The sequence below is a fragment of the Janthinobacterium sp. EB271-G4-3-2 genome (assembly GCF_020858035.1).
Lineage (GTDB): Bacteria > Pseudomonadota > Gammaproteobacteria > Burkholderiales > Burkholderiaceae_D > Janthinobacterium > Janthinobacterium aestuarii.
Genome location: NZ_JACYMG010000003.1, coordinates 230,324 through 250,508, shown reverse-complemented (window position 1 = coordinate 250,508; position 20,185 = coordinate 230,324). Strand labels below are relative to the sequence as shown.

General features: G+C 63.4%; 17 protein-coding genes. 12 read left to right on the top strand and 5 right to left on the bottom strand.

The features are described from left to right. Positions 1–208 precede the first annotated feature (208 nt). Positions 209–784, bottom strand: coding sequence for a PRC-barrel domain-containing protein (locus tag IGS55_RS08935; RefSeq protein WP_230519181.1), 576 nt, complete (start codon positions 782–784; stop codon positions 209–211). 239 nt (positions 785–1,023) lie between these two features. Here IGS55_RS08935 and IGS55_RS08930 point away from each other — a divergent pair, with 239 nt between their 5' ends. From IGS55_RS08930 to IGS55_RS08920, 3 genes are all read left to right on the top strand, one after another. After that, the gene (locus IGS55_RS08930; protein ID WP_230519182.1) at positions 1,024–2,223 is read left to right on the top strand and encodes an extracellular catalytic domain type 1 short-chain-length polyhydroxyalkanoate depolymerase; all 1,200 of its coding nucleotides are present in this window, start codon (positions 1,024–1,026) and stop codon (positions 2,221–2,223) included. A gap of 308 nt (positions 2,224–2,531) precedes the next feature. Further along, positions 2,532–3,746, top strand: coding sequence for an MFS transporter (locus IGS55_RS08925; protein ID WP_230519183.1), 1,215 nt, complete (start codon positions 2,532–2,534; stop codon positions 3,744–3,746). 83 nt (positions 3,747–3,829) lie between these two features. Then, positions 3,830–5,863, top strand: a complete 2,034-nt coding sequence (locus IGS55_RS08920; protein ID WP_230519184.1) for a GNAT family N-acetyltransferase — start codon at positions 3,830–3,832, stop codon at positions 5,861–5,863. Between the two features lie 51 nt (positions 5,864–5,914). Here IGS55_RS08920 and IGS55_RS08915 read toward each other — a convergent pair whose 3' ends face one another. Then, positions 5,915–7,180, bottom strand: a complete 1,266-nt coding sequence (locus IGS55_RS08915; RefSeq protein ID WP_230519185.1) for a putative Na+/H+ antiporter — start codon at positions 7,178–7,180, stop codon at positions 5,915–5,917. 206 nt (positions 7,181–7,386) lie between these two features. On the opposite strand from IGS55_RS08915, the gene imuA reads away from it, so the two are divergent. The 4 genes from imuA to IGS55_RS08895 all read left to right on the top strand — a co-directional run bounded on the left by imuA (position 7,387) and on the right by IGS55_RS08895 (position 11,128). Further along, on the top strand, positions 7,387–8,097 hold the full coding sequence (imuA, locus tag IGS55_RS08910; RefSeq protein ID WP_230519197.1) for a translesion DNA synthesis-associated protein ImuA: 711 nt from the start codon (positions 7,387–7,389) through the stop codon (positions 8,095–8,097). Beyond that, positions 8,027–9,514: a Y-family DNA polymerase gene (locus IGS55_RS08905; protein WP_230519186.1), complete on the top strand. Its 1,488-nt coding sequence runs from the start codon at positions 8,027–8,029 to the stop codon at positions 9,512–9,514. The genes imuA and IGS55_RS08905 overlap by 71 nt, the downstream gene beginning before the upstream one ends. Positions 9,515–9,595: 81 nt before the next feature. Further along, positions 9,596–10,300 (top strand): glutathione binding-like protein, encoded by a 705-nt coding sequence (locus IGS55_RS08900; RefSeq protein ID WP_230519187.1) that lies wholly within the window; start codon positions 9,596–9,598, stop codon positions 10,298–10,300. A 69-nt stretch (positions 10,301–10,369) separates the two neighbouring features. After that, complete coding sequence (locus IGS55_RS08895) at positions 10,370–11,128, top strand: alpha/beta hydrolase family protein (protein ID WP_230519188.1); 759 nt, start codon at positions 10,370–10,372, stop codon at positions 11,126–11,128. Between the two features lie 74 nt (positions 11,129–11,202). On the opposite strand, the gene IGS55_RS08890 is transcribed toward IGS55_RS08895, so the two are convergent. Continuing rightward, entirely contained in the window at positions 11,203–11,553 is a 351-nt protein-coding gene (locus tag IGS55_RS08890) for a hypothetical protein (RefSeq protein WP_099668403.1), read from the bottom strand. Between the two features lie 221 nt (positions 11,554–11,774). On the opposite strand from IGS55_RS08890, the gene IGS55_RS08885 reads away from it, so the two are divergent. From IGS55_RS08885 to coaD, 5 genes are all read left to right on the top strand, one after another. Then, the gene (locus IGS55_RS08885; RefSeq protein WP_034750759.1) at positions 11,775–12,233 is read left to right on the top strand and encodes an Hsp20 family protein; all 459 of its coding nucleotides are present in this window, start codon (positions 11,775–11,777) and stop codon (positions 12,231–12,233) included. 274 nt (positions 12,234–12,507) lie between these two features. Continuing rightward, positions 12,508–14,028, top strand: coding sequence for a Do family serine endopeptidase (locus IGS55_RS08880; protein WP_230519189.1), 1,521 nt, complete (start codon positions 12,508–12,510; stop codon positions 14,026–14,028). A gap of 81 nt (positions 14,029–14,109) precedes the next feature. Then, positions 14,110–14,769: a response regulator gene (locus IGS55_RS08875; protein ID WP_034750756.1), complete on the top strand. Its 660-nt coding sequence runs from the start codon at positions 14,110–14,112 to the stop codon at positions 14,767–14,769. Positions 14,770–14,771: 2 nt separating this feature from the next. Continuing rightward, entirely contained in the window at positions 14,772–16,103 is a 1,332-nt protein-coding gene (locus tag IGS55_RS08870) for an ATP-binding protein (RefSeq protein ID WP_230519198.1), read from the top strand. Positions 16,104–16,198: 95 nt separating this feature from the next. After that, the gene (gene coaD, locus IGS55_RS08865) at positions 16,199–17,347 is read left to right on the top strand and encodes a pantetheine-phosphate adenylyltransferase (protein ID WP_230519190.1); all 1,149 of its coding nucleotides are present in this window, start codon (positions 16,199–16,201) and stop codon (positions 17,345–17,347) included. Between the two features lie 2 nt (positions 17,348–17,349). Here coaD and IGS55_RS08860 read toward each other — a convergent pair whose 3' ends face one another. Beyond that, a complete protein-coding gene (locus IGS55_RS08860; RefSeq protein ID WP_230519191.1) occupies positions 17,350–17,949 on the bottom strand; it encodes a 2-hydroxychromene-2-carboxylate isomerase in 600 nt (199 codons plus the stop codon). A 15-nt stretch (positions 17,950–17,964) separates the two neighbouring features. Further along, positions 17,965–20,163 (bottom strand): OsmC domain/YcaO domain-containing protein, encoded by a 2,199-nt coding sequence (locus IGS55_RS08855; protein ID WP_230519192.1) that lies wholly within the window; start codon positions 20,161–20,163, stop codon positions 17,965–17,967. Positions 20,164–20,185: the final 22 nt, after the last annotated feature.

Below are 20,185 nucleotides of genomic sequence, written 5' to 3'. Positions count from 1 at the left end.
CGCGTAATCCGACAACATCGTTGGTCCGGGCGATGGGGTGGTGTTGACGGTTTTGACGGGTGTCGATGGGTTTGGATGGGTTTCGATGGGTGTTAACGGGTTTTGCTGGTGGTGTCGGATTACGCGGCTGCGCCGCTAATCCGACCTACCCGACCTATCTGACCTATCTGACCTATCTGACCTATCTGACCTATCTGACCTACCCGATCTACGTCCTATCTTTATTGAGATCGTCATCGCTGAGTGATGAGCGCGAGCCGCTCTGGCTGCTGGTGCCGGCGCGGCTGCCGCTCATGGAGCTGCCGGTCAGGCTGCCTTCGCTGCCCGATTGCAGGCTGGCGCCGCTGCGCAGGTCGCTGCCGGATGGCATATGGCCTGCCATGCTGCCGTAGCGCGTGCCGCTGCCATAGAATGCTTCCATCTGCTGGTTCCAGGCTTCGCTGCCCATGTCGGGCCAGTTGTCCTTGTCGAAGCCGGGAGCGTTTTTCAGCAAGTCTTTGTCGACGTTCAGCAGAAAGCGCTTGTTGACGGTGTCCAGGGTCAGGCGTTCCCAGGGCACGGCGAACAGCTTGTCGCCCATGCCCAGGACGCCGCCGAAGGACAGCACGGCATAGGCGATCTGGCCGGTGCGCATGTCGAGCATGATTTCCTTGATGTCGCCCAGCTCCTCGTCTTCGTGATTGTAGACATCGTCCCCGATCAGGGTATCGGCCCCCATCAGGGCCGGCCCCGGGCCGTCGTGGTTACGATACATGCCCAGGATGTCGCGGTCCAGATAGCTCATGGTGTTCTCTCCTCGTGTGAAGTGCTGATCGAACATCCAGATTAAGCATACGCACTATGTGGCGTTTGATCTGCCTCAATGGTGCCAGCGGCACTTTTATCGGTGTGCAAACGTACGGTGCTGTCAGCCAATTGCGGTACTCTATGCGTTCCAAGGAGGAGGCCGCACATGCTGATGACGCAACGATGCAGTGGGATGAACTTGCGGTACGCTCCACAACGGCACGCACGCCGCGTGCCATGGTAAAGCCCGCCACCAAATGGCTGCGCGGGTTATTGCGCGCCGGTAAGGCGCAGCAGCGCACGGCGACCAGGCTGGCCAAGGTGCTGTTCGGCCCCGTGCCAGCCAAGCCCAAGGCCAAACCCCGCAGCAAGCCCGTGCTCAAGACCGTGGTCAAGGCCAAGGCGAAACCGCGCGCCAGGCCCGCCAGCGACGCCGTACCCTCGCTGGCGCCCTTTGCCACGCCCCTGTCGCCACCGCGCGTGCGCAAGCGAACGGCGCCCCCGCCGGGCAAGTGGCTGGCCGCCCATTATGCGCCGCTGCCGGAACTGGGCCAGTTGCCGGGCCGGCGCCTGCCGTATTTCCTGTATCTGCCCGAGAAGGCGCCGAGCGTCGCCATGCGCAGCCGGGGCCGGCCGCTGCTGGTGATGCTGCATGGCTGCGAACAGAGCGCCACGCAGTTTGCCGACGGCACGCGCATGAACCGCCTGGCCGAGCGCAAGGGCTACGCCGTGCTGTATCCGCAGCAATCGTTGCGCTCGCATGCGCGCCGCTGCTGGAAATGGTATGACAAGCTGACGCAGGAGGGCGGCGGCGACGTACGCCTGATCGTCGGCGCCATCGAGCAGGTGGCGGCCCGCTATGCGATCGACCGCGCGCGCATCTATATCTGCGGCATTTCCGCCGGCGCCGGCATGGCGCATATCGTGGCCCTGAACCATCCTCATTTGTTCGCGGCGCTGGGCCTGCATTCCGGCCCCGTATTTGGCGCCGGGCATAATCTGATCGGCGCGCTGGGCGTGATGCAGCACGGCGCTGCCGCCCGCGCCGACGCGGCCATCGATGAAGTGCTGGCGCGCCAGCCCGCGTTTCCCCGCCTGCCCACCATCCTGCTGCAAGGGCTGGCCGACAAGGTGGTGCGGCCCATTAACCAGACGCAGCTGGTGCGCCAGAGCGTGCGCGTCAACCGCTTGCCGCTCGATACCGTGGTGACGGCTCAGCGCCTGCCTGGCGGCGCGGCGGGCGGGCGCAATCCGGCCCATGCGTATGCGTTGCACGATTATCAGGTGGGCAAGGATGTGCTGCTGCGCGTGGCGCAGGTCGAGCACCTCGAGCATGCATGGAGCGGTGGCGACGCCAGCCTGCCGTTCAACGACAAGGCCAAGCCCGACGCCAGCAAGATGCTGCTCGATTTCTTCGCCAGCCACCGCCGCCGATAAGCGAGCGTGCCGCGCGCCGCAACGGTGCGCTGGTACTGGTACGCATCGTTCTCCCTTTCCCCGCAGAGCCGCGGCCAGCGCGCCGGCACGCTGGCCGCGCCCTTTTCAGAGCAGATTCCCAATCCCGCAATAGCATGGATTTCACTAAAGTGGTATTGCTGCGGTATTTAAAAATCACAAAAACAGGCGCTATAAATGCTAACTGGTATACAATTGGTACATGTTTTCAGTGTGAAACCGTGTCCGCCGTCCCATGCCCCGACGGCTGATGCGCACTGACGGCAGCCACCCACGTTACGGAACGCGCCATGTCCATCAAGTCGAAGCAGTTGCTGTGGTTTTTTGCGTTTTTCCTTGTCTTTGAGCTCAACATCTATCTGTCGAACGACATGATCATGCCGGCGATGCTGGGCATCGTCGAGGAGTTCCAGGCGGAAAAAAAATTCGTCCCCCTGTCCCTGAGCCTGTATCTGCTGGGCGGTAGCTCGCTGCAGATTTTCCTCGGGCCCTTGGCCGACACCATCGGCAAGCGCAAGCTGGTGTTGACTGGCAATATCTTGTTCCTGCTGGCCACCTTGGCCGTGCCATTGACCGCCTCGATCGAGCAATTTCTTGCCGTGCGTTTCATCCAGGGCATGGGCTGCTGCTTCATCTTCATCGGCTATGCCATGATCCATGAACTGTTCGACGACATGGCGGCCGTCAAGCTGAGCAGCATTTTGTCGAGCACCACCATTCTCGCGCCCCTGGCCGGCCCCATCCTCGGCAGCGCCATCATCAGCCGGCTGGACTGGCGCTACGTTTTTTTCCTCTCGGGACTGCTGGCGCTGCTGTCCTTGCTGGGCCTGTTCAAGACCATGCCGCGCACGGCCCTCAAGACCACGCGCCCGGACCTGGCCGCCATCGTGCGCAGCTATGCCGCCATTTTCAGCAACGGCCGCTTCATGTTCGGCATGTTCACGGCCGGGCTGGCCACCGTGCCCCTGACGGCCTGGATCGGCTTTTCGCCCATCTTCGTGCTGCAGGAAATGGGCGCGTCCTACGCCACGTATATCGCCCTGCAATGCGTGATCTTGTCGGGCTTTGTCCTCAGCAGCATCACCATCCAGCGCCTGCGCCAGGATTTCCCTCTCGTCTTCCTGCTGCGCCTGGGCGGGCTGATCGCGGCCGCCGGCATGCTGGGCGCCGGCGCGGGCCGCCACCACGTCGACGTGTTTGCCGCCTGCATGTTTGTCTATTCCATCGGTTTCGGCCTGTTCAACGGCGCGCTGATCCGCATCGCGGTCACGGCCAGCAAGGAGGCGATGACCTTGACGACGGCCGCCATGAGCTTGCTGTACTGCATTTATCTGTCCGCCTGGCTGCAGCTGTACAACGTGCTGTGCCAGCGCTTCGGCTATGCGCTGGAAACGTATGCGCTGCTCAATATTCCCGTCATCGTGGCCATCACGGCCTGCCTGCTGCTGTTTACGCGGGGCATGGCGGGCCGGCGGGAAAGCGGGGTGCGGCTGGCCCGGCACTGATGGCGCAACGATGCGCCTGTTCTCGACATTGCTTTACCTCCTGCGAAGTTTCTTGACACTCTCCTGCGAAAAATGGTGCGCCCATGAAAATAGATGACCTGGCCTCGAAACACGATCAAGCAAAGATTTTCAACCTCGAATACGAGTTCCGCATCAACCGGCTGAAACTCGATTACATCACCCTGGCCGATGTCCGGCCGGCCGGCAGCGACCTGGAGCAACTGGCCGTGGAGCACCAAACGGGCATCGCCGCCCTGCGCAGCTTCGTCGCCCTGAACTTCAATCATTTCAACGCGGCAAGCTGCTCCTCGCTCAGCTGCATCCCCACGCGCGCGCTCGGCGACGACGAGCGCTACTTGCACCGCATCTGGATGGGCGGACCGTTGCCGGCCATCGCGGCCGAAGCGATCGGGCAGTGGGGCGCGGCGCTGGAAGAGGTGCGGCGCAACGGCGGCGCGCCGTACGTCTCCATCCTGTGGGTATGGGATGCGCGGCAGCTGCGCAATGACGAGCGCTTCAGCCCCACGGGCGGCGCCGGGCGCTACACGATAGGCCGCTACGCCATCGGCGGCACGACCCTGCACATCAACTCGCTGCGCGCGCTGGCGCTCGATTTCGCGCCGGCCCGCTTCGACATCCTCGATACCCTGCATACGCAGCGCTACTTCGCCACCTTGTCCGATTATTTCCGCATCCTCATCATGTGCGAATACGGCGGCATGTATATGGATGTCGATACGATCCCGCATAATCCGGCGACGATTTTCCTGATGAAGCCGGAAGTGCCCGATTATTTCCAGCGCAAGGATGGTGACGGCGAAGAGCGCCGGCATGTCAGCTGGATGAATCTGTTTCTCGATGAAACGGGCATGCTGATCGCCAAGAAGAACGATGCCGCGCTGCGCGTGATCCAGCGCAATGTGAACCTTGCCTATGCGGGCATCGACGCGCAGGTTCCCCGTTCCTGCCCGCAATTCGAGGCGCGGCTGTTTGGCCAGTTCTATGCGGAATGGAAGAAAAACCTGGGCGTGACCGTGCTCAGCCATGCCGAGTTCTACCAGCGCTATTGCGTGCTGTATGACGGCGCGCGGGAAGCGGTGGTGGGCGGCATCCGCGGCATGCGCCTGCTGGACGATATCATTACCGACCTGCACATTCCCTTGAGCGACGAGGAACGGCGCGCGTATGCGCGTTGCGTGGCGCGGCTCGACGAGATCGGCTGGCAGCTTGACGATCCTTTGATCCTGCCCGACATCGTCGATGTGTTCGATATCGAGGAAGTGCCGCGTATGGCATATGCGGCCCAGCTGCGGGCCGACATCGACCATTTTCACTATTACTCGGTGCTGTCGGACGACCCGCAGCTCGACCGCGTGAATACCGTCTTTTGCCGCTACCTGCTGGCCCACCGTTCGCAGCATATTGCCGCCGGTGCTTTCTGGCGCCCGACCGTGGGCCGCCACGGCAGCCGCATGCCGGCCGTCAGCGATGTGGCCCCGCCAGGTGACGAGGCGCAGGCGGACCTGCTGTCGCATGCGCCGCTCACGCTGGTGCCGGGCGAACTGCTGGACGACGAGACGAAGAACCGCATGGCGAAGCTGCTGTTTGCCACCAGCTACCTCGAATACTGCTCGTTCGGTAATAAATTGAATCTGCAATTCGTCGAATTGCAGCGGCGGCAAAACATCGACCCGTATCTGGCGCACATCCACGGCCTGCATGACGAGGACGAGCGTTTCATCGGCTTTTTCACGGCCGCGACGATGGACGAGTTCCAGGCCTGCGGCGCCGTCTCCTATTACCGTGACGACATGAAGGCGCTCGACGATGCCTATGATGAATTCGTGCTCGCGCATGCGCGTGCCGACGACTGTTTCGTCAGCAGCCTGGCCATCGACGAGAAATACCGGGGCCAGGGGTTATTCAGGCAGATGTTCCATGAAATCCGCGACCTGGCGAGCCGCAAGGGCTGCGCGCGCATCACCCTGACGGTGTGGGAAAAGAGCGAAGCGCTGCAAGTGTATCTGCACAAGGGTTTTCGCAGCGTGGGCACGTTCGACTATGCCTACAGCCTGTTCTATGACCGGCTGCATTTTCTCGTGTATGACGGAAACTGAGGAGGAAATTGAGGAAGCAGGGGGCGGCCGGTAGCCGCCCCGTGAGTCGAGTTACAAAGCGAGGAAGGCCAAGGCCGCCACGGCCGTCGGCAGCAGGGCGCCGGCCAGCAGGCCGACGGCGCCGATCGATTCATCCTTGAAGCCGCGGCGCAGCAGGGCCACGCCGGCCGGGTTCGGCGCATTGGCGATGACGGTCAGGCCGCCACCGGCCACGGCGCCGGCCATCAGCATGTATTTCGCTTCATCCGTCATGCCGACGATCAGCGAACCGAGGTAAGTGAGGGCCGCATTGTCGGTAATGGCCGTCAAGCCCAGGGCGCCGAAGAACAGGGCCAGCGGCTTCAGGCTCGAGACGATGGGTTGCAGCCACCATTGCTGCATGCCGCCCAGTACCACCAGGCCGCCGAGGAAGAAGCCGACCAGCAAGCCTTCCTTGAGGATCAGCGGGCTTTGATAGCGCTCGTACGCCTGCACGAAGCCGAGGAAGAACAGGAACAGGCCGATGAACAGCACGGGATGGTGCGCCAGGGTCACCACGCCGGCCAGCACGATCATGTGCACGAGGCTGACGGCCAGCGGCACTTTTGGCGCTTCCACTTCGCCGGCCTTCGGCTTGATGTCGGAAGTATTGCTGTGCAGGTATTTGCGCAGCAGAATGCTCACGCCCGTGGCGTTGATCAGCACGGCGATGGCGGCCTTCCAGCCGAAGTGGCTGGCCATGTAGGCGCTATCCCAGTTCCACGTGGTGGCCACCATCAGCACGGGCGGCGCCGCGTACGAGGTCAGGGTGCCACCGATGGAAACGTTGACGAAGAGCACGCCCAGCGCGCCGTATTTCAGCCATTCGGGGATGCCCGGGCGGAAGATTTGCGGCGCCAGCATCAGCGCGGCCAGGGTCATCGCGGCCGGTTCCGTGATCAATGAGCCCGTCAGGGGCACGAGCGCGAGGCCCAGCCAGACGAGGCCCAGTTCCGTGCGCAGCGGCATCACGCGCGCCACGCTTTTCAACAGGCGCTGCACGGCGTCGAGCACGGGGCGCGAGGCGGCCACGACCATGACGACAAAGACGAACAGGGGCTCCGTGTAATGGCGCGACTCGGCATACTCGATGGCCGCATCGCTGCCCGAGACAAAGGCCATGATGAGAATCAGGATGAAGGCCCAGAAGCCGAACACGACTTCGACTTCGCCCAGCAAGTGCAGCAAGCCCGCATGGCGGGGATGGCGCCGCGACAAGGTTTCAAAGGACTTGGCGGCAAAGGTGTGGATGAGCGCAAGGCCGAAGACGATGGCGCTGATGATTTGGATGGTGGTCAAATGCGTTTCCTTATGGACGGAGGAAGCCGGCTGGTACGTTGCCAACCGGTAAGGAGAGTGCTTATGGTACAGCAATCGATGCCGAAAACGGGGTTTTTCGGACATGGCGGAGCGGCCCCGGCGGTAGCGGCAGTCAGATAAACCTTGCCAAAAGCGAGGCCGGATAGTACTGTATATGCATACAGTATCAACCTCTCTATCCAATGATGCAACATTCTCAATTGATGGCCTCGCCGGAAGCCTTGCACCCGTCCTTGTGGCGCGCATCGCAGCTGGGGCAGGGCGCCACGCGCTGCCTGGACACGGGCTTTGCCGCCCTGTCCGCGCAGCTGCCCGGCGGGGGCTGGCCCAGCGGCAGCCTCATCGACCTGCTGGTGCAGCAGCCGGGCAGCGGCGAATTGCGGCTGCTGGCGCCCGCGCTGGCGCAACTGCCGGGCTTGCCCATCGTGCTGCTGCAGCCGCCCCATCCGCCGCAGGCGCTGGCCCTGGCCGCGCAGGGACTGGCGCCATCGCAACTGCTGTGGCTCAAAAGCGCCGGCGGCAAGGATGCCTTGTGGGCGGCGGAAAATATCTTGCGCAGCGGTACCTGCGGCGCCTTGCTGTTCTGGCAGCCGCACGTGCGCGCCGACAGCCTGCGCCGTTTGCACCTGGCCGCGCAAAGCGGCAACACCCTGTTCTGCATGCTGCGCCCGCTGCACGGCGCGCAGGATGCGTCGCCTGCGCCGCTGCGCCTGTCCGTGCGCCCGGCCGCGGGCGGCATCGAGATCGGCTTCATCAAGCGGCGGGGACCGCAGCGCGACGCGCCCCTGTTCCTGCCCCTGCAACCTCCTTCATTACTGCTACGCCATGCGACTCTGGATCGGCCTGTGCCTGCCCCGGCTCCCGCTCGAAGTATTTTGCCCGCGCTGGTCGGCTGACAGCCTGGGCGTAGTGCTGGAGCAGGAGCAAGTGATGGCCGTGTCGCCGCTGGCGCGGGCCGCCGGCATCCGGCCGGGCATGCGCCGCGCCGGTGCGCTGATGCTGGCGCCGCAGGCGCGCCTGCACGAGCGCTCCCCTGACCTGGAAGCGCAAGCCCTGCAAGCGGTGGCGCTGGCGCTGCTGCAATATTCGCCGCTGGTGGCGCAAGGCGAGGAAGCGACGCTGCTCGTCGATGCGGGCGCCAGCCTGCGCCTGTTCGGCGGCGTGCGCGCCCTGTGCCGGCACATCGCGGCCAGCTTGCGCGCGCTCGGCTACACGGCCCAGCTGTCGTGCGCCCCTACGGCGCGCGGTGCCTGGCTGCTGGCGCGCGCCGCTACGCGCCGGCGCCGCGTGCTGGGCATGGAGAGCCTCACCCGCCGCCTCGACGGCCTGCCGTGCGCCTTGCTGCCGCCCGCGCGTCCCTACCTGGACTGGTTCGAGGGCATTGGCTGCCGCACCCTGGGGCAGCTGCGCCACTTGCCCCGGCCCGGCTTGCAGCGCCGTTGCGGCGCAGCCTTGCTCGATATGCTCGACGATGCGCATGGCCACAGCACGGAACTGTTCGTGTGGCTCGAAGCGCCGCCCACGTTCCGCGCCAGCCTGGAATTGTTCGACCGCGTGGAGCAGGCGGACGCGCTGCTGTTCGGCGCGCGCCGCCTGCTGCAGCAAATGACGGGCTGGCTGTGCGCGCGGCAATTTGCCGTCGAGCGCATTCAATTGCTGCTGGCGCACGAGCGGGGCAGGGTGGCGCGCCCGCCCACCGTCATCGACCTGGCGCTGGGCGAGGCCGTGTGGCGCGACGAGCACCTGGTGCGCCTGCTCAAGGAGCGCCTGGCGCAGCTGGCGCTGGAGGCGCCCGTGATCGGCCTGACCCTGGAAGCGCTGCAGGTGCAGCCGATGGCGCCGCCCAGCGAGACCCTGTTCCCCGAACCGGGCGGCACGCCGCAGGAACGCCAGCGCCTGCTGGAATTGCTGGTGGCGCGCCTGGGCACGGACAATGTCTTGCAGGCCGCGCCGCGCGCCGATTACCGTCCCGAAGCGGCCAACCAGTGGCTGCCGCTGCCGGCCAAGGTCGGCGCCAAGAACGCCCAGCCAGACTTGCCGCCGGGCTTGGCCGGCATGCCCCGTCCCGGCTGGCTGCTGGCCCAGCCCATCGCCCTGCTGATGCGCGAGCACCGGCCGTTTTATGGCTCGCCCTTGAAAATGGTGTCCGTTGCCGAGCGCATAGAGGCGGGCTGGTGGGGCCAGTCGCAGGCGCGCGACTATTTCATCGCCGAAGGCCTCGACCACGCCCATTACTGGGTCTACCGCGAGCGCATCGCCGGCAGCGGAGAAGACGCCGCGCCGCGCTGGTTTTTGCATGGCTTGTTTGGCTGAATGGGCTGTCCTGCTGAAACTGCCGTGCTTGGCTATACTGGCTTCCCGGCGCCGCATCTTTAATTGAAACGAAGGATATCCATGACACAGCTTTCCGACTTCCCCATCACCCAAAAATGGCCCGCCCGCCATCCCGAGCGCCTGCAGCTGTACTCGCTGCCGACGCCGAACGGCATCAAAGTTTCGATTTTGCTGGAAGAGCTGGGCCTGGCCTACGAGCCGCACCTGGTCAGCTTCGAGCGCAACGATCAGACATCGCCCGCATTTCTGTCCCTCAATCCCAACAACAAGATTCCCGCCATCCTCGATCCGAACGGCCCTGATGGCAAGCCGCTGGCGCTGTTCGAGTCGGGCGCCATCTTGCTGTACCTGGCCGAAAAGACGGGCAAGTTCATTCCCCAGGACGCGGGCCTGCGCTATGAAACGATACAGTGGCTGATGTTCCAGATGGGCGGCATCGGCCCCATGTTTGGCCAGGTGGGCTTCTTCCACAAATTCGCCGGCAAGGATTACGAGGACAAGCGTCCGCTCGAGCGCTATCTCGGCGAGGCGAAGCGCCTGCTGGGCGTGCTCGAGCAGCGCCTGCAGGGCCGCGACTGGATCATGGGCAGCCAGTACACGATTGCCGACATCGCCATCTTCCCGTGGGTACGCTGCCTGGTGGGTTTTTACGGCGCGGGCGAGCTGGTCAGTTTTGAGAATTTCCCGAACGTGCAGCGCGTGCTGGATGCTTTCCTGGCCCGGCCTGCCGTCATCACGGGTCTCGACATACCATCGCGTGGCTAAAACAGCCGTGGCCGGACGGCGCTACAATGCGCCATCGGCCGCCCTGCGCGGCAGCTTTGATCTGAGACAATGAAATCCACCCGGCAAGATTTTCCCGGCGCGCACGGCCATGTGCTGGCGGCGCGCCTTGATGCGCCCGACGGCGCCATCCGCGCCTACGCGCTGTTCGCCCACTGTTTTACCTGCGGCAAGGACGTGCTGGCCGCGCGGCGCATCGCGCAAGGCTTGACGGAACACGGCATCGCCGTGCTGCGCTTCGACTCCACGGGACTGGGCGCCAGCGAAGGCGAGTTCGCCGCCACGAATTTCTCGTCGAACGTGGACGACCTGGTCGCCGCCGCCGACTTTTTGCGGGCCAGACACGCCGCGCCGCAATTGCTGATCGGCCACAGCCTGGGCGGCGCCGCCGTGCTGGCCGCCGCGTCGCAAGTGCCGGAAGCGACCGCCATCGCCACCCTGGCCGCGCCGAGCACGCCCGCCTACGTGACGCGCATGTTCAGCGACCATCTGGAAAAAATCGCCGCCGAAGGCGAAGCGCTGGTGCGGCTGGAAGGGCGGCCTTTCCGCATCCGCCAGCAATTCGTCGACGACGCGGGCAGCCACAGTTTAAAGGAGCACATCGCCGGCCTGCGCCGGGCCCTGCTGGTGATGCACGCGCCGAACGACACGACGGTCAGCCTGTCAAATGCGATGGATATCTTTACGGCGGCTAAGCACCCGAAAAGCTTCGTTTCGCTCGACGATGCCGACCATCTGTTGACGGGGCGCGATGACGCGGCCTATGTCGCCAACGTGATCGCCGCGTGGAGTGCGCGTTATATCAGCTAAGTAACTAAGCGGCCGCCCATGAAAAACGCCGCGGCAGCAGAAGCTGGCGCGGCGCAGATGGGAGAGAAAACGGATCAGTCTTCGTCAAATTCGGCGGATAAATCTTTCCAGCCCTTGCTCACGGCAAAGGCCGAGAATTCCTCGGGCGCTTCCAGAACGATCAGTTTCTTGTCTTGCAAGCCCAGGTCGCCATGGCCGAAGTCGGGGCCCACGTAGCCGAGGCTGCGCAAGCGGGCCAGGATGTGGCCGACCAGGGTCTTGTCCTTGCAGGCGCCCGCTTCGAGCGGAGCGGCGAAATCGACGTAGACGTCGATGATGCCGTAGCCTTCGTCGAAAATGCGGATGGCCTTGATGTCGTGGGCACGGCCGGAGCCGTCGGTGGCCTTGAAGGGGCCGCTGAGCTGGATGTCGGTGTCATTGTTCATGCCGCCAGCATACACCAAAAGCCGGCCCCGCATGGGGGGCGCCATGTAAATCCTGCTGGATGGGCCATGCAAAATTTTCTTACAAATTTCGCGGCGTCTGGGGCGCTTTTTGCCAATTTCAAGGCCTTGAAAGGGGCTGGAGAGGCCGTATATCGGTAACAGGCGGATGCTCATGGTGAGGTCCGCCCCTCTTATCGCTTCATTTGAAAAGGATATTTATCATGCGTACTTTTGACCTTGCTCCTCTCTACCGTTCCGCCATTGGCTTTGATCGCCTGGCACAGCTGCTCAACGAACAACGCGCCGATGCGCAACCGAGCTATCCGCCATACAACATCGAACTGGTGTCGGAAGATAAATACCGCATCGTGATGGCATTGGCCGGCTTCTCGCGTGAAGAGATCGACATCATCACCGAACGCGACTCCCTGCACGTCACGGGCCGCAAGCAGAAAGATGGCGTCGAGCGCACGTTCTTGCACCGCGGCATCGCTGCCCGCGATTTCGAACAGCGTTTCCAGCTGGCCAACCATGTAAAGGTCACGGGCGCCACGTTTGAAAACGGCATGCTGACCATCGACCTGGTGCGTGAAGTGCCGGAAGCACTGAAACCGCGCAAGATCGAGATCGGCGCCGGCAGCGATACCGTCAGTGTGCTGGAACAGCGCCAGGCAGCCTGAGCTGAGCTGATCCCGGCGCCACTCTCTGGCATTGGCGGGAGGGAACATCCCCTCCCCATGCAGTAAAATACTGGCCGGTTGATCCGGCCAGTGTCACGTCTGGAGCCCGTTCGGGCCCTTCATTGAGCGCCATGCAAGGTGCGTGCGGCAGGCCAGATTAAGCCATGCTTAAAGGCGCAAATACCTGTTTCCAAATAGAAAAATGTTAAGCACCGCCTAAGACTCGTGGCCCACTATTGCAGACATCAAAATCTCATTAAATGAGGAGCAATTCATGGAACAGCAAACGAATACCGCATCCCTGAAAATCAAACGCACCGTAGCCGCGCTGGCCGCGATCGGTGTGCTGGGCGCCGGTGGCGCCATGGTGGTGCATCAGAACAATGCCGGCGCGAATGCCGCTGCCGCTGCCGCTGCCCCAGGCGCCCCCGTGGCCGCCGCCGTGGCGCCCGTCGCTGCCGCGCCGCTGGTGGCCTTGCCCGACTTTAGCCAGATCGCCGCGCGCAACAGCCCGGCCGTCGTCAATATCAGCGTGACTGGCAGCACCAAGGTGGCCTACGACCCCTCGGCCCAGGCCGGCAATGACGACTTCGGCAACGACCCCTTCTTCGAATTCTTCCGCCGCTTCCAGGGGCCGCAGGGCGGGCAGCGCGGTGGCCGCGACGTGCCCACGCATGGCCTTGGTTCCGGTTTCATCGTCAGCCCCGACGGCATCATCATGACGAACGCCCACGTGGTGCGCGATGCGCGCGAAGTAACCGTCAAGCTCAACGACCGCCGCGAATTCCGCGCCAAGGTGCTCGGTACGGATCCGAAGACCGATATCGCCGTGCTGAAAATCGACGCAAACAACCTGCCCGTCGTGCCGCTCGGTCATTCGAGCGACCTGAAAGTGGGCGAGTGGGTGCTGGCCATCGGTTCCCCTTATGGCTTCGACAGCACGGTGACGGCCGGCGTCGTCAGTGCCAAGGGCCGTTCCCTGCCCGACGACAGCAATGTGCCGTTCATCCAGACGGACGTGGCCGTCAACCCCGGCAACTCGGGCGGCCCGCTGTTCAACACGCGGGGCGAAGTGGTCGGCATCAATTCGCAGATCTACAGCCAGACGGGCGGCTTCCAAGGGCTGTCGTTCGCCATCCCCATCGACCTGGCCGGCCGCATCAAGGACCAGATCGTCGCCACGGGCAAGGCCAGCCACGCCAAGCTGGGCGTGACGGTGCAGGAAGTGAACCAGGGCTTTGCCGATTCGTTCAAGCTGGCCACGCCGGAAGGCGCCTTGGTCGCCAACGTGGAGCGGGGCAGCCCGGCCGACAAGGCGGGCCTGAAATCGGGTGACGTGGTGCGCAAGGTGAATGGCCAGCGCATCATCGGCTCGGCCGACTTGCCGGCGCTGGTGGGCACGTCCTTGCCAGGCGACAAGATCACCATGGATGTCTGGCGTGACGGCAAGATCGTCAGCCTGACGGCAACCCTGGGCAATGCGGCCGACAAGGTGGCCGACGTGGCGAAGAGCGACAGCGCCGCCGGCAAGGTAAAGCTGGGCCTGGCCCTGCGTCCGTTACAATCGGATGAAAAACGCGAGGCGGGCATCAGCGCCGGCCTGCTGGTGGAAGACGCGGGCGGCGCTGCGGCCAACGCCGGGGTGCAGCCGGGTGACGTGCTATTGTCGGTCAATGGCCGTCCCGTCAACACGGTCGAGCAAGTGCGCGACGTGGTGGAAAAATCCGCCAAGTCGGTCGCCTTGCTGATACAGCGCGGCCCAGACAAGATTTTTATTCCGGTGCGTTTAGGCTAATTAATGAGTACCGGGGTCAGACCCGCCGGGCCTGACCCCAGCCTTCCGCTGTGGGGCTAATCAATAAAAAAAGGAGCGGCCATGCGGCTATTGCTGGTAGAAGACGATACGATGATCGGCGAAGTGGTGCTCGATTTGCTGCGCGCCGAGCATTACGCGGTGGACTGGGTCAAGGATGGCGACATGGCCGATACGGCCCTGCAGACGCAGACCTATGATCTGGTGCTGCTGGACCTGGGCTTGCCGCGCAAGGATGGCCTCGACGTGCTGCGCTCGATGCGCTTGCGCAAGCTCGACACGCCGGTCCTCGTGGCCACGGCGCGCGACGCCATCGAGCAGCGCATCGCCGGCCTCGACGCGGGCGCCGACGATTACGTCTTGAAACCGTACGACCTCGACGAACTGCTGGCGCGCATCCGCGCCCTGTTGCGGCGCGCCTCGGGGCGGCCGGAACCGGTCTTCGAACACCAGGGCGTCTCCATCAATCCGCTGACGCGCGAAGTGATCGCCGAAGGGCATCCCGTCAACCTGTCGGCGCGCGAATGGGCCGTGCTGGAAGCCTTGATCGCGCGCCCTGGCATTGTGCTGTCGCGCGCGCAGCTGGAAGAAAAGCTGTACAGCTGGAAGGATGAAGTCAACAGCAATGCCGTGGAAGTGTATATCCACGGCTTGCGCAAGAAGCTGGGCAGCGACTTGATCCAGAACGTGCGCGGCCTCGGCTACATGGTGCCCAAGGCATGAGGATGAAGGTTACGGTGACGCATTCGCTGCGCGGCCGCCTGCTGTGGTTTTTGCTGGCGGCCATCATCATGGCGGCCCTGGCGCAAGCGTCGATCGCCTACCGCAGCGCCCTGTACGACGCCGACCAGATTTTCGACTATCACATGCAGCAGATGGCCCTGTCGCTGCGCTCCGGCGCGCCGCTGGCCAACCATGCGCAAGCCTTGCCGGCCGACCCTGTCAACAACGACATGGTGGTGCAGGTATGGACGCCGGACGGCGTGCAGGTCTTCCGTTCGATCACGCGCGCGGAATTGCCGCAGCGCGCCGTGCTGGGCTTTTCCAACGTGAAGGCCAACGGCACCACCTACCGCATCTTTTCCGTGCAAACCAGTTCCCAGACCGTGCAGATCGCCCAGGACATGGCCGTGCGCAAGCGCATGGCCGGCAGCCTGGCGCTGCGCACGGTGGGGCCGATTGCCCTGATGGCGCCGATATTGATGCTGGTCGTCTGGTGGGTCGTCAGCGGTTCGCTGGCGCCCGTCTCGCGCGTGCGCAAGCAGGTGGCGGCGCGCCAGGCGGACGATTTATCTCCCGTCTCGGAAGCGGGCTTGCCCGACGAAGTGCGGCCGCTGGTGCATGAACTCAATTTGCTGTTCGGGCGCGTCAAAACGGCGTTCGACGCGCAGCAGCACTTTGTTGCCGACGCCGCGCATGAATTGCGCACACCGCTGGCGGCCCTGAAACTGCAGGTATTGAGCCTGGAACGGGCCGAGTCGGAAGAAAAGCGCAGCCTGGCGATCTCCCGCGTGAGCGCCGGCATCGAGCGGGCCACGCGCCTGGTCGAGCAATTGCTGGTGCTGGCCCGCCAGGAAGCGAGCGCCGCCAGCGGCGACCAGCTGCAGGCGGTGGACTTGAACGACGTCGTCAAGCGCGCGCTGGGCGACATGGCCGGCATCGCGCAGGCGCGCAAGATCGACCTGGGCCTGCATCACATGGATGCGGCCAAGGTGGCGGGGCAGGCCGATGCGCTCAACATCATGCTGCGCAACCTGGTCGACAACGCCATCAAGTATACGCCGCAGGGCGGCACGGTCGACATCGACCTGCGCGCCAGCCCCGTCGGCGTGACGTTATCGGTGGAAGACAGCGGCCCCGGCATCCCGCCCGAGGAGCGCGAACGCGTCTTCAGCCGCTTCTACCGCGTGCCCGGCACGGACGCCAACGGCAGCGGCCTGGGGCTGGCCATCATCAAGGCCATCGCCGAGCGCCATGGCGCGCGCCTGGTGCTGGACAAATCCGAGCGCCTGGGCGGCCTGTGCGTGCGCGTGGAATTCCCGCAAGCCGTGAAATGAGTGTTTTAACCATCATCTTTGGCATGTTGCATTGACGTGCGCGCCGTGGCCCTATATTGTCTGCGAAACAAGCAGAACCAGACCACGGAGCGCACATGCAGAGAATCGGATTTTCAGGAACCCTCGACCCCATCACCAATGGCCACATGTGGGTGATCGGCGAAGCGCGTTCGCTCGCCGACGAGGTGATCGTGTTCCTGTCGCAAAACCCCGCCAAGAAGCCGCAGTTCCCGGCCGAAGACCGCAAGCGCATCATCGAACAGAGCGCGCGCGAGTGCGGCTGGGACAATGTACAGGTGGTCATCGTCAAGGGCGACTACACGGCGCGCGCGGCGAAAAAGCATGGCTGCGACTACCTGATCCGCGGCATCCGCACGACGGCCGATTTCGACTATGAAAACCTGATCCAGCAAACCAATGTGGACGTGCTGCAGGGCGCCAAGACGATTTTCGTCATGCCGCCGCGCGACCTCGGCTCCGTCAGTTCCAGCTTCGTCAAGGCGCTGGAAGGGCCGGTGGGATGGAACTGGACCATGAAAAAATTCGTCCCCGGCCCCGCCTACCACGCGTGGATACTCGACTGCCTGCGCAAGGAGTGGGAAGCGCTGTGGCATTACGCCACCGCTTCGGCGGCCGACGTCGCGCTGGCCGATCACTGGTTCGCGCACCTGACGGGGCCGCAGGCGTATGGCGGCGCGGACCGCCACTATCACAACCTCGACCACCTGGTGCACGGCCTGTCCGAAATCCGCGTGTGGGCCGACAATACCTTTGCACCGAAGCGCGACAGCGCGCTGGTCAAGAAAGCGTTCTGGTTCCACGACGCCATCTACAGCCACGACGAAGACGCCCTGTATTCGAGCGAAGAGGCCAGTGCCCAGCTGTGGCTGGCCAGCGGCCTCGATGCGGGCGACAACCAGGATGTGGCGCAATTGATACGCGCCACCGACCATTTCCAGGGCCCTGGCATCAGCCACGCGCTGAAGGACGCCATGCTCAGCGCCGACCTGGCCATCCTGGGCCAGGATGAAGAAGTGTATCAAGCCTATACGCAAGCCATCGGAAGAGAATACGCGCACGTGGACCCCGCGCGCTTCAACGAACAGCGAGGCCTGGCCCTGCAGCATTTATGCGGCAAGGCGCAGGCGGGCCAGCTGTTTGGCGATGCGTATTTCGCCGACCAGTACAACGCGCGGGCCATTGAAAACATGCAGAAAGAGATCGCGGCGATGGCGGGGAGTTGAGTTTAACGGGGGCTGGCTACCGCATGCAGCAGTGCATCCTCGAGCCGATCATTGCCCCAGAATAATTCACCGTCACTGATGAAGCTGGGGGCACCGAACAGCTTGAGCGCTTGTGCCTGCTCAGTCTGGCGGCGCAGCCGCAGCTTGTTGTCCTGCATCAAAGCCAGCGCCAGGATGGCGCGTGCATCGAGGCCCAGTTCTTCCAAAGCCTCGCTGACGGCCTCGATGTTGTCGATATCGCGGTCCGCGGCAAAATTCATCGCCATCATGCGGCGCGTAAAGGGCGCAATCCATCCCTGGTCCGCGCCGATCAGCGCCACGCGCATGGGCAGCAGGGCCGTACGGGGGAAGACGCCCGGTTGCTGCCATGGCAAGCCGTACTTTTCGCACTGGCGCGCCATGTCGCGCCACGTGTAGTCGCCCTTGATTTTTTGCAGGACGAAGGGCGACGTCTCCCAGCCCAGCGCCTTGAAGACGACGCCCAGCAGGAAGGGTTTCCAGATAACATGCACCTGCTTTTCACGCGCCAGCGCTTCGATGCGCATGGCGCTCAGGTAGCTGTAGTTGCTGCCGAAATCGAACCAGAATTCCAGTGTGGCCATGGCATTGTTTCCAGATCAGGCAGCAGCCGCCTTGGCGCGCGCCGCGTGCAGTTTCTTGAAGCTGTCGATCAGGCGCTGGTGCCTGTCGAGGCCTTCCAGCTGCATGCTGGTCGGGGTCAGGCCGTAGAAGCGCACGCTGCCGTCCACTGAACCCAGCACCGCGTCCATGCGGGCGTCGCCAAACATGCGGCGGAAATTGACCACGTAATCGTCCAGTTCCAGCGCGTCATCGAGTTCCACTTCCAGCACCACGTTCAAGGCTTGATAGAACAGCTTGCGCTCGAGCGTGTTGTCGTTGTACTGCAGGAAGGTTTCCACCAGCTCTTTCGCCTCTTCGAACTGCTGCAAGGCGAGATGGATCAGCAGCTTCAATTCCAAGGTCGTCAGCTGGCCCCACACCGTATTTTCGTCAAATTCGATGCCGATCAGGGTGGCGATGTCGCCGTACTCGTCGAGCTCGCTGTTTTCCAGTCGGTCGAGCAAGTCTTCCAGGCTGGCATCGTCCAGGCTATGCAGGTTCAGGATGTCGGCGCGGAACAGCAGCGCCTTGTTGGTATTGTCCCAGATCAGATCTTCGACCGGATACACTTCCGAATACCCGGGCACGAGGATGCGGCAGGCGGTGGCGCCCAGCTGGTCGTACTCGGCCGTGTACACTTCCTTGCCCATGCCGGCGAGGATGCCGAACAGGGTCGCCGCTTCCTCGGCATTCGAGTTTTCGCCGTGGCCGGAAAAATCCCACTCGACAAAATCGTAATCGGCCCTGGCGCTGAAGAAGCGCCACGAGACGATGCCGCTCGAATCGATGAAGTGCTCGACGAAGTTGTTCGGCTCGGTGACGGCTTCGCTGGCAAACGTCGGCTGCGGCAAGTCGTTCAAGCCTTCGAAGCTGCGGCCCTGCAGCAATTCGGTCAGGCTGCGCTCAAGCGCCACTTCCAGGCTCGGGTGCGCGCCGAACGAGGCAAACACGCCGCCCGTGCGCGGGTTCATCAGGGTGACGCACATCACCGGATACACGCCGCCCAGCGACGCATCTTTCACCAGCACGGGGAAGCCTTGCTCTTCCAGGCCCCGGATACCGGCCAGGATGCCGGGATACTTCGCCAGCACGTCCTGCGGCACGTCGGGCAGGGCGATTTCGCCTTCGAGGATCTCGCGCTTGACGGCCCGCTCAAAAATTTCCGACAGACATTGCACCTGCGCTTCGGCCAGGGTATTGCCGGCGCTCATGCCATTGCTGACGTACAGGTTTTCGATCAGGTTCGATGGGAAATACACGACCTCGCCATCGGACTGGCGCACATACGGCAGCGAGCAGATGCCGCGCTCGGCATTGCCGGAGTTGGTGTCGACCAGGTGCGAGCCGCGCAGCTCGCCATCGGGGTTGTAGATATCGAGGCAATATGCGTCGAGAATTTCCTTCGGCAGCGCATCCTTGCGGCCCGGCTTGAACCAGCGCTCGTTCGGGTAGTGGACGAATGGCGCGTTGGCGATGTCCTCGCCCCAGAACGAACCGGCATAGAAATGGTTGTTGCTGAGCCGCTCGATATACTCGCCCAAGGCCGACGCCAGCGCGCTTTCCTTGGTCGCGCCCTTGCCGTTGGTAAAGCACATCGGCGAGTGCGCATCGCGGATATGCAGCGACCACACGTTCGGAATGATGTTGCGCCACGAAGCGATTTCAATCTTGATGCCCAGGCCCGCCAGCAGGCCCGACATATTCGCGATGGTCTGTTCCAGCGGCAAATCCTTGCCCACGATATAGGTGCTGGCTTCGCCGGTCGGATTGAGCATCAGCAAGGATTGCGCATCGGCGTCCAGGTTCGCGACTTCTTCAATGACGAATTCTGGCCCCGCTTGCACCACTTTTTTCACCGTGCAACGGTCGATCGAGCGCAGGATGCCCTGGCGGTCCTTGGCCGAAATATCCGCCGGCAACTCGACCTGGATCTTGAAAATCTGCTGGTAACGGTTTTCCGGATCGACAATATTGTTCTGCGACAGGCGGATATTCTCGGTGGAAATATTGCGCGTATCGCAATACAACTTCACGAAATATGCCGCGCACAGTGCCGATGATGCCAAAAAGTAATCGAACGGGCCAGGTGCCGAGCCATCGCCTTTATAGCGGATGGGCTGGTCGGCGATGACGGTAAAATCGTCGAACTTGGCTTCGAGACGCAGCTTGTCGAGAAAGTTGACTTTAATTTCCATGAGGTAATCCAATACTGTGCTT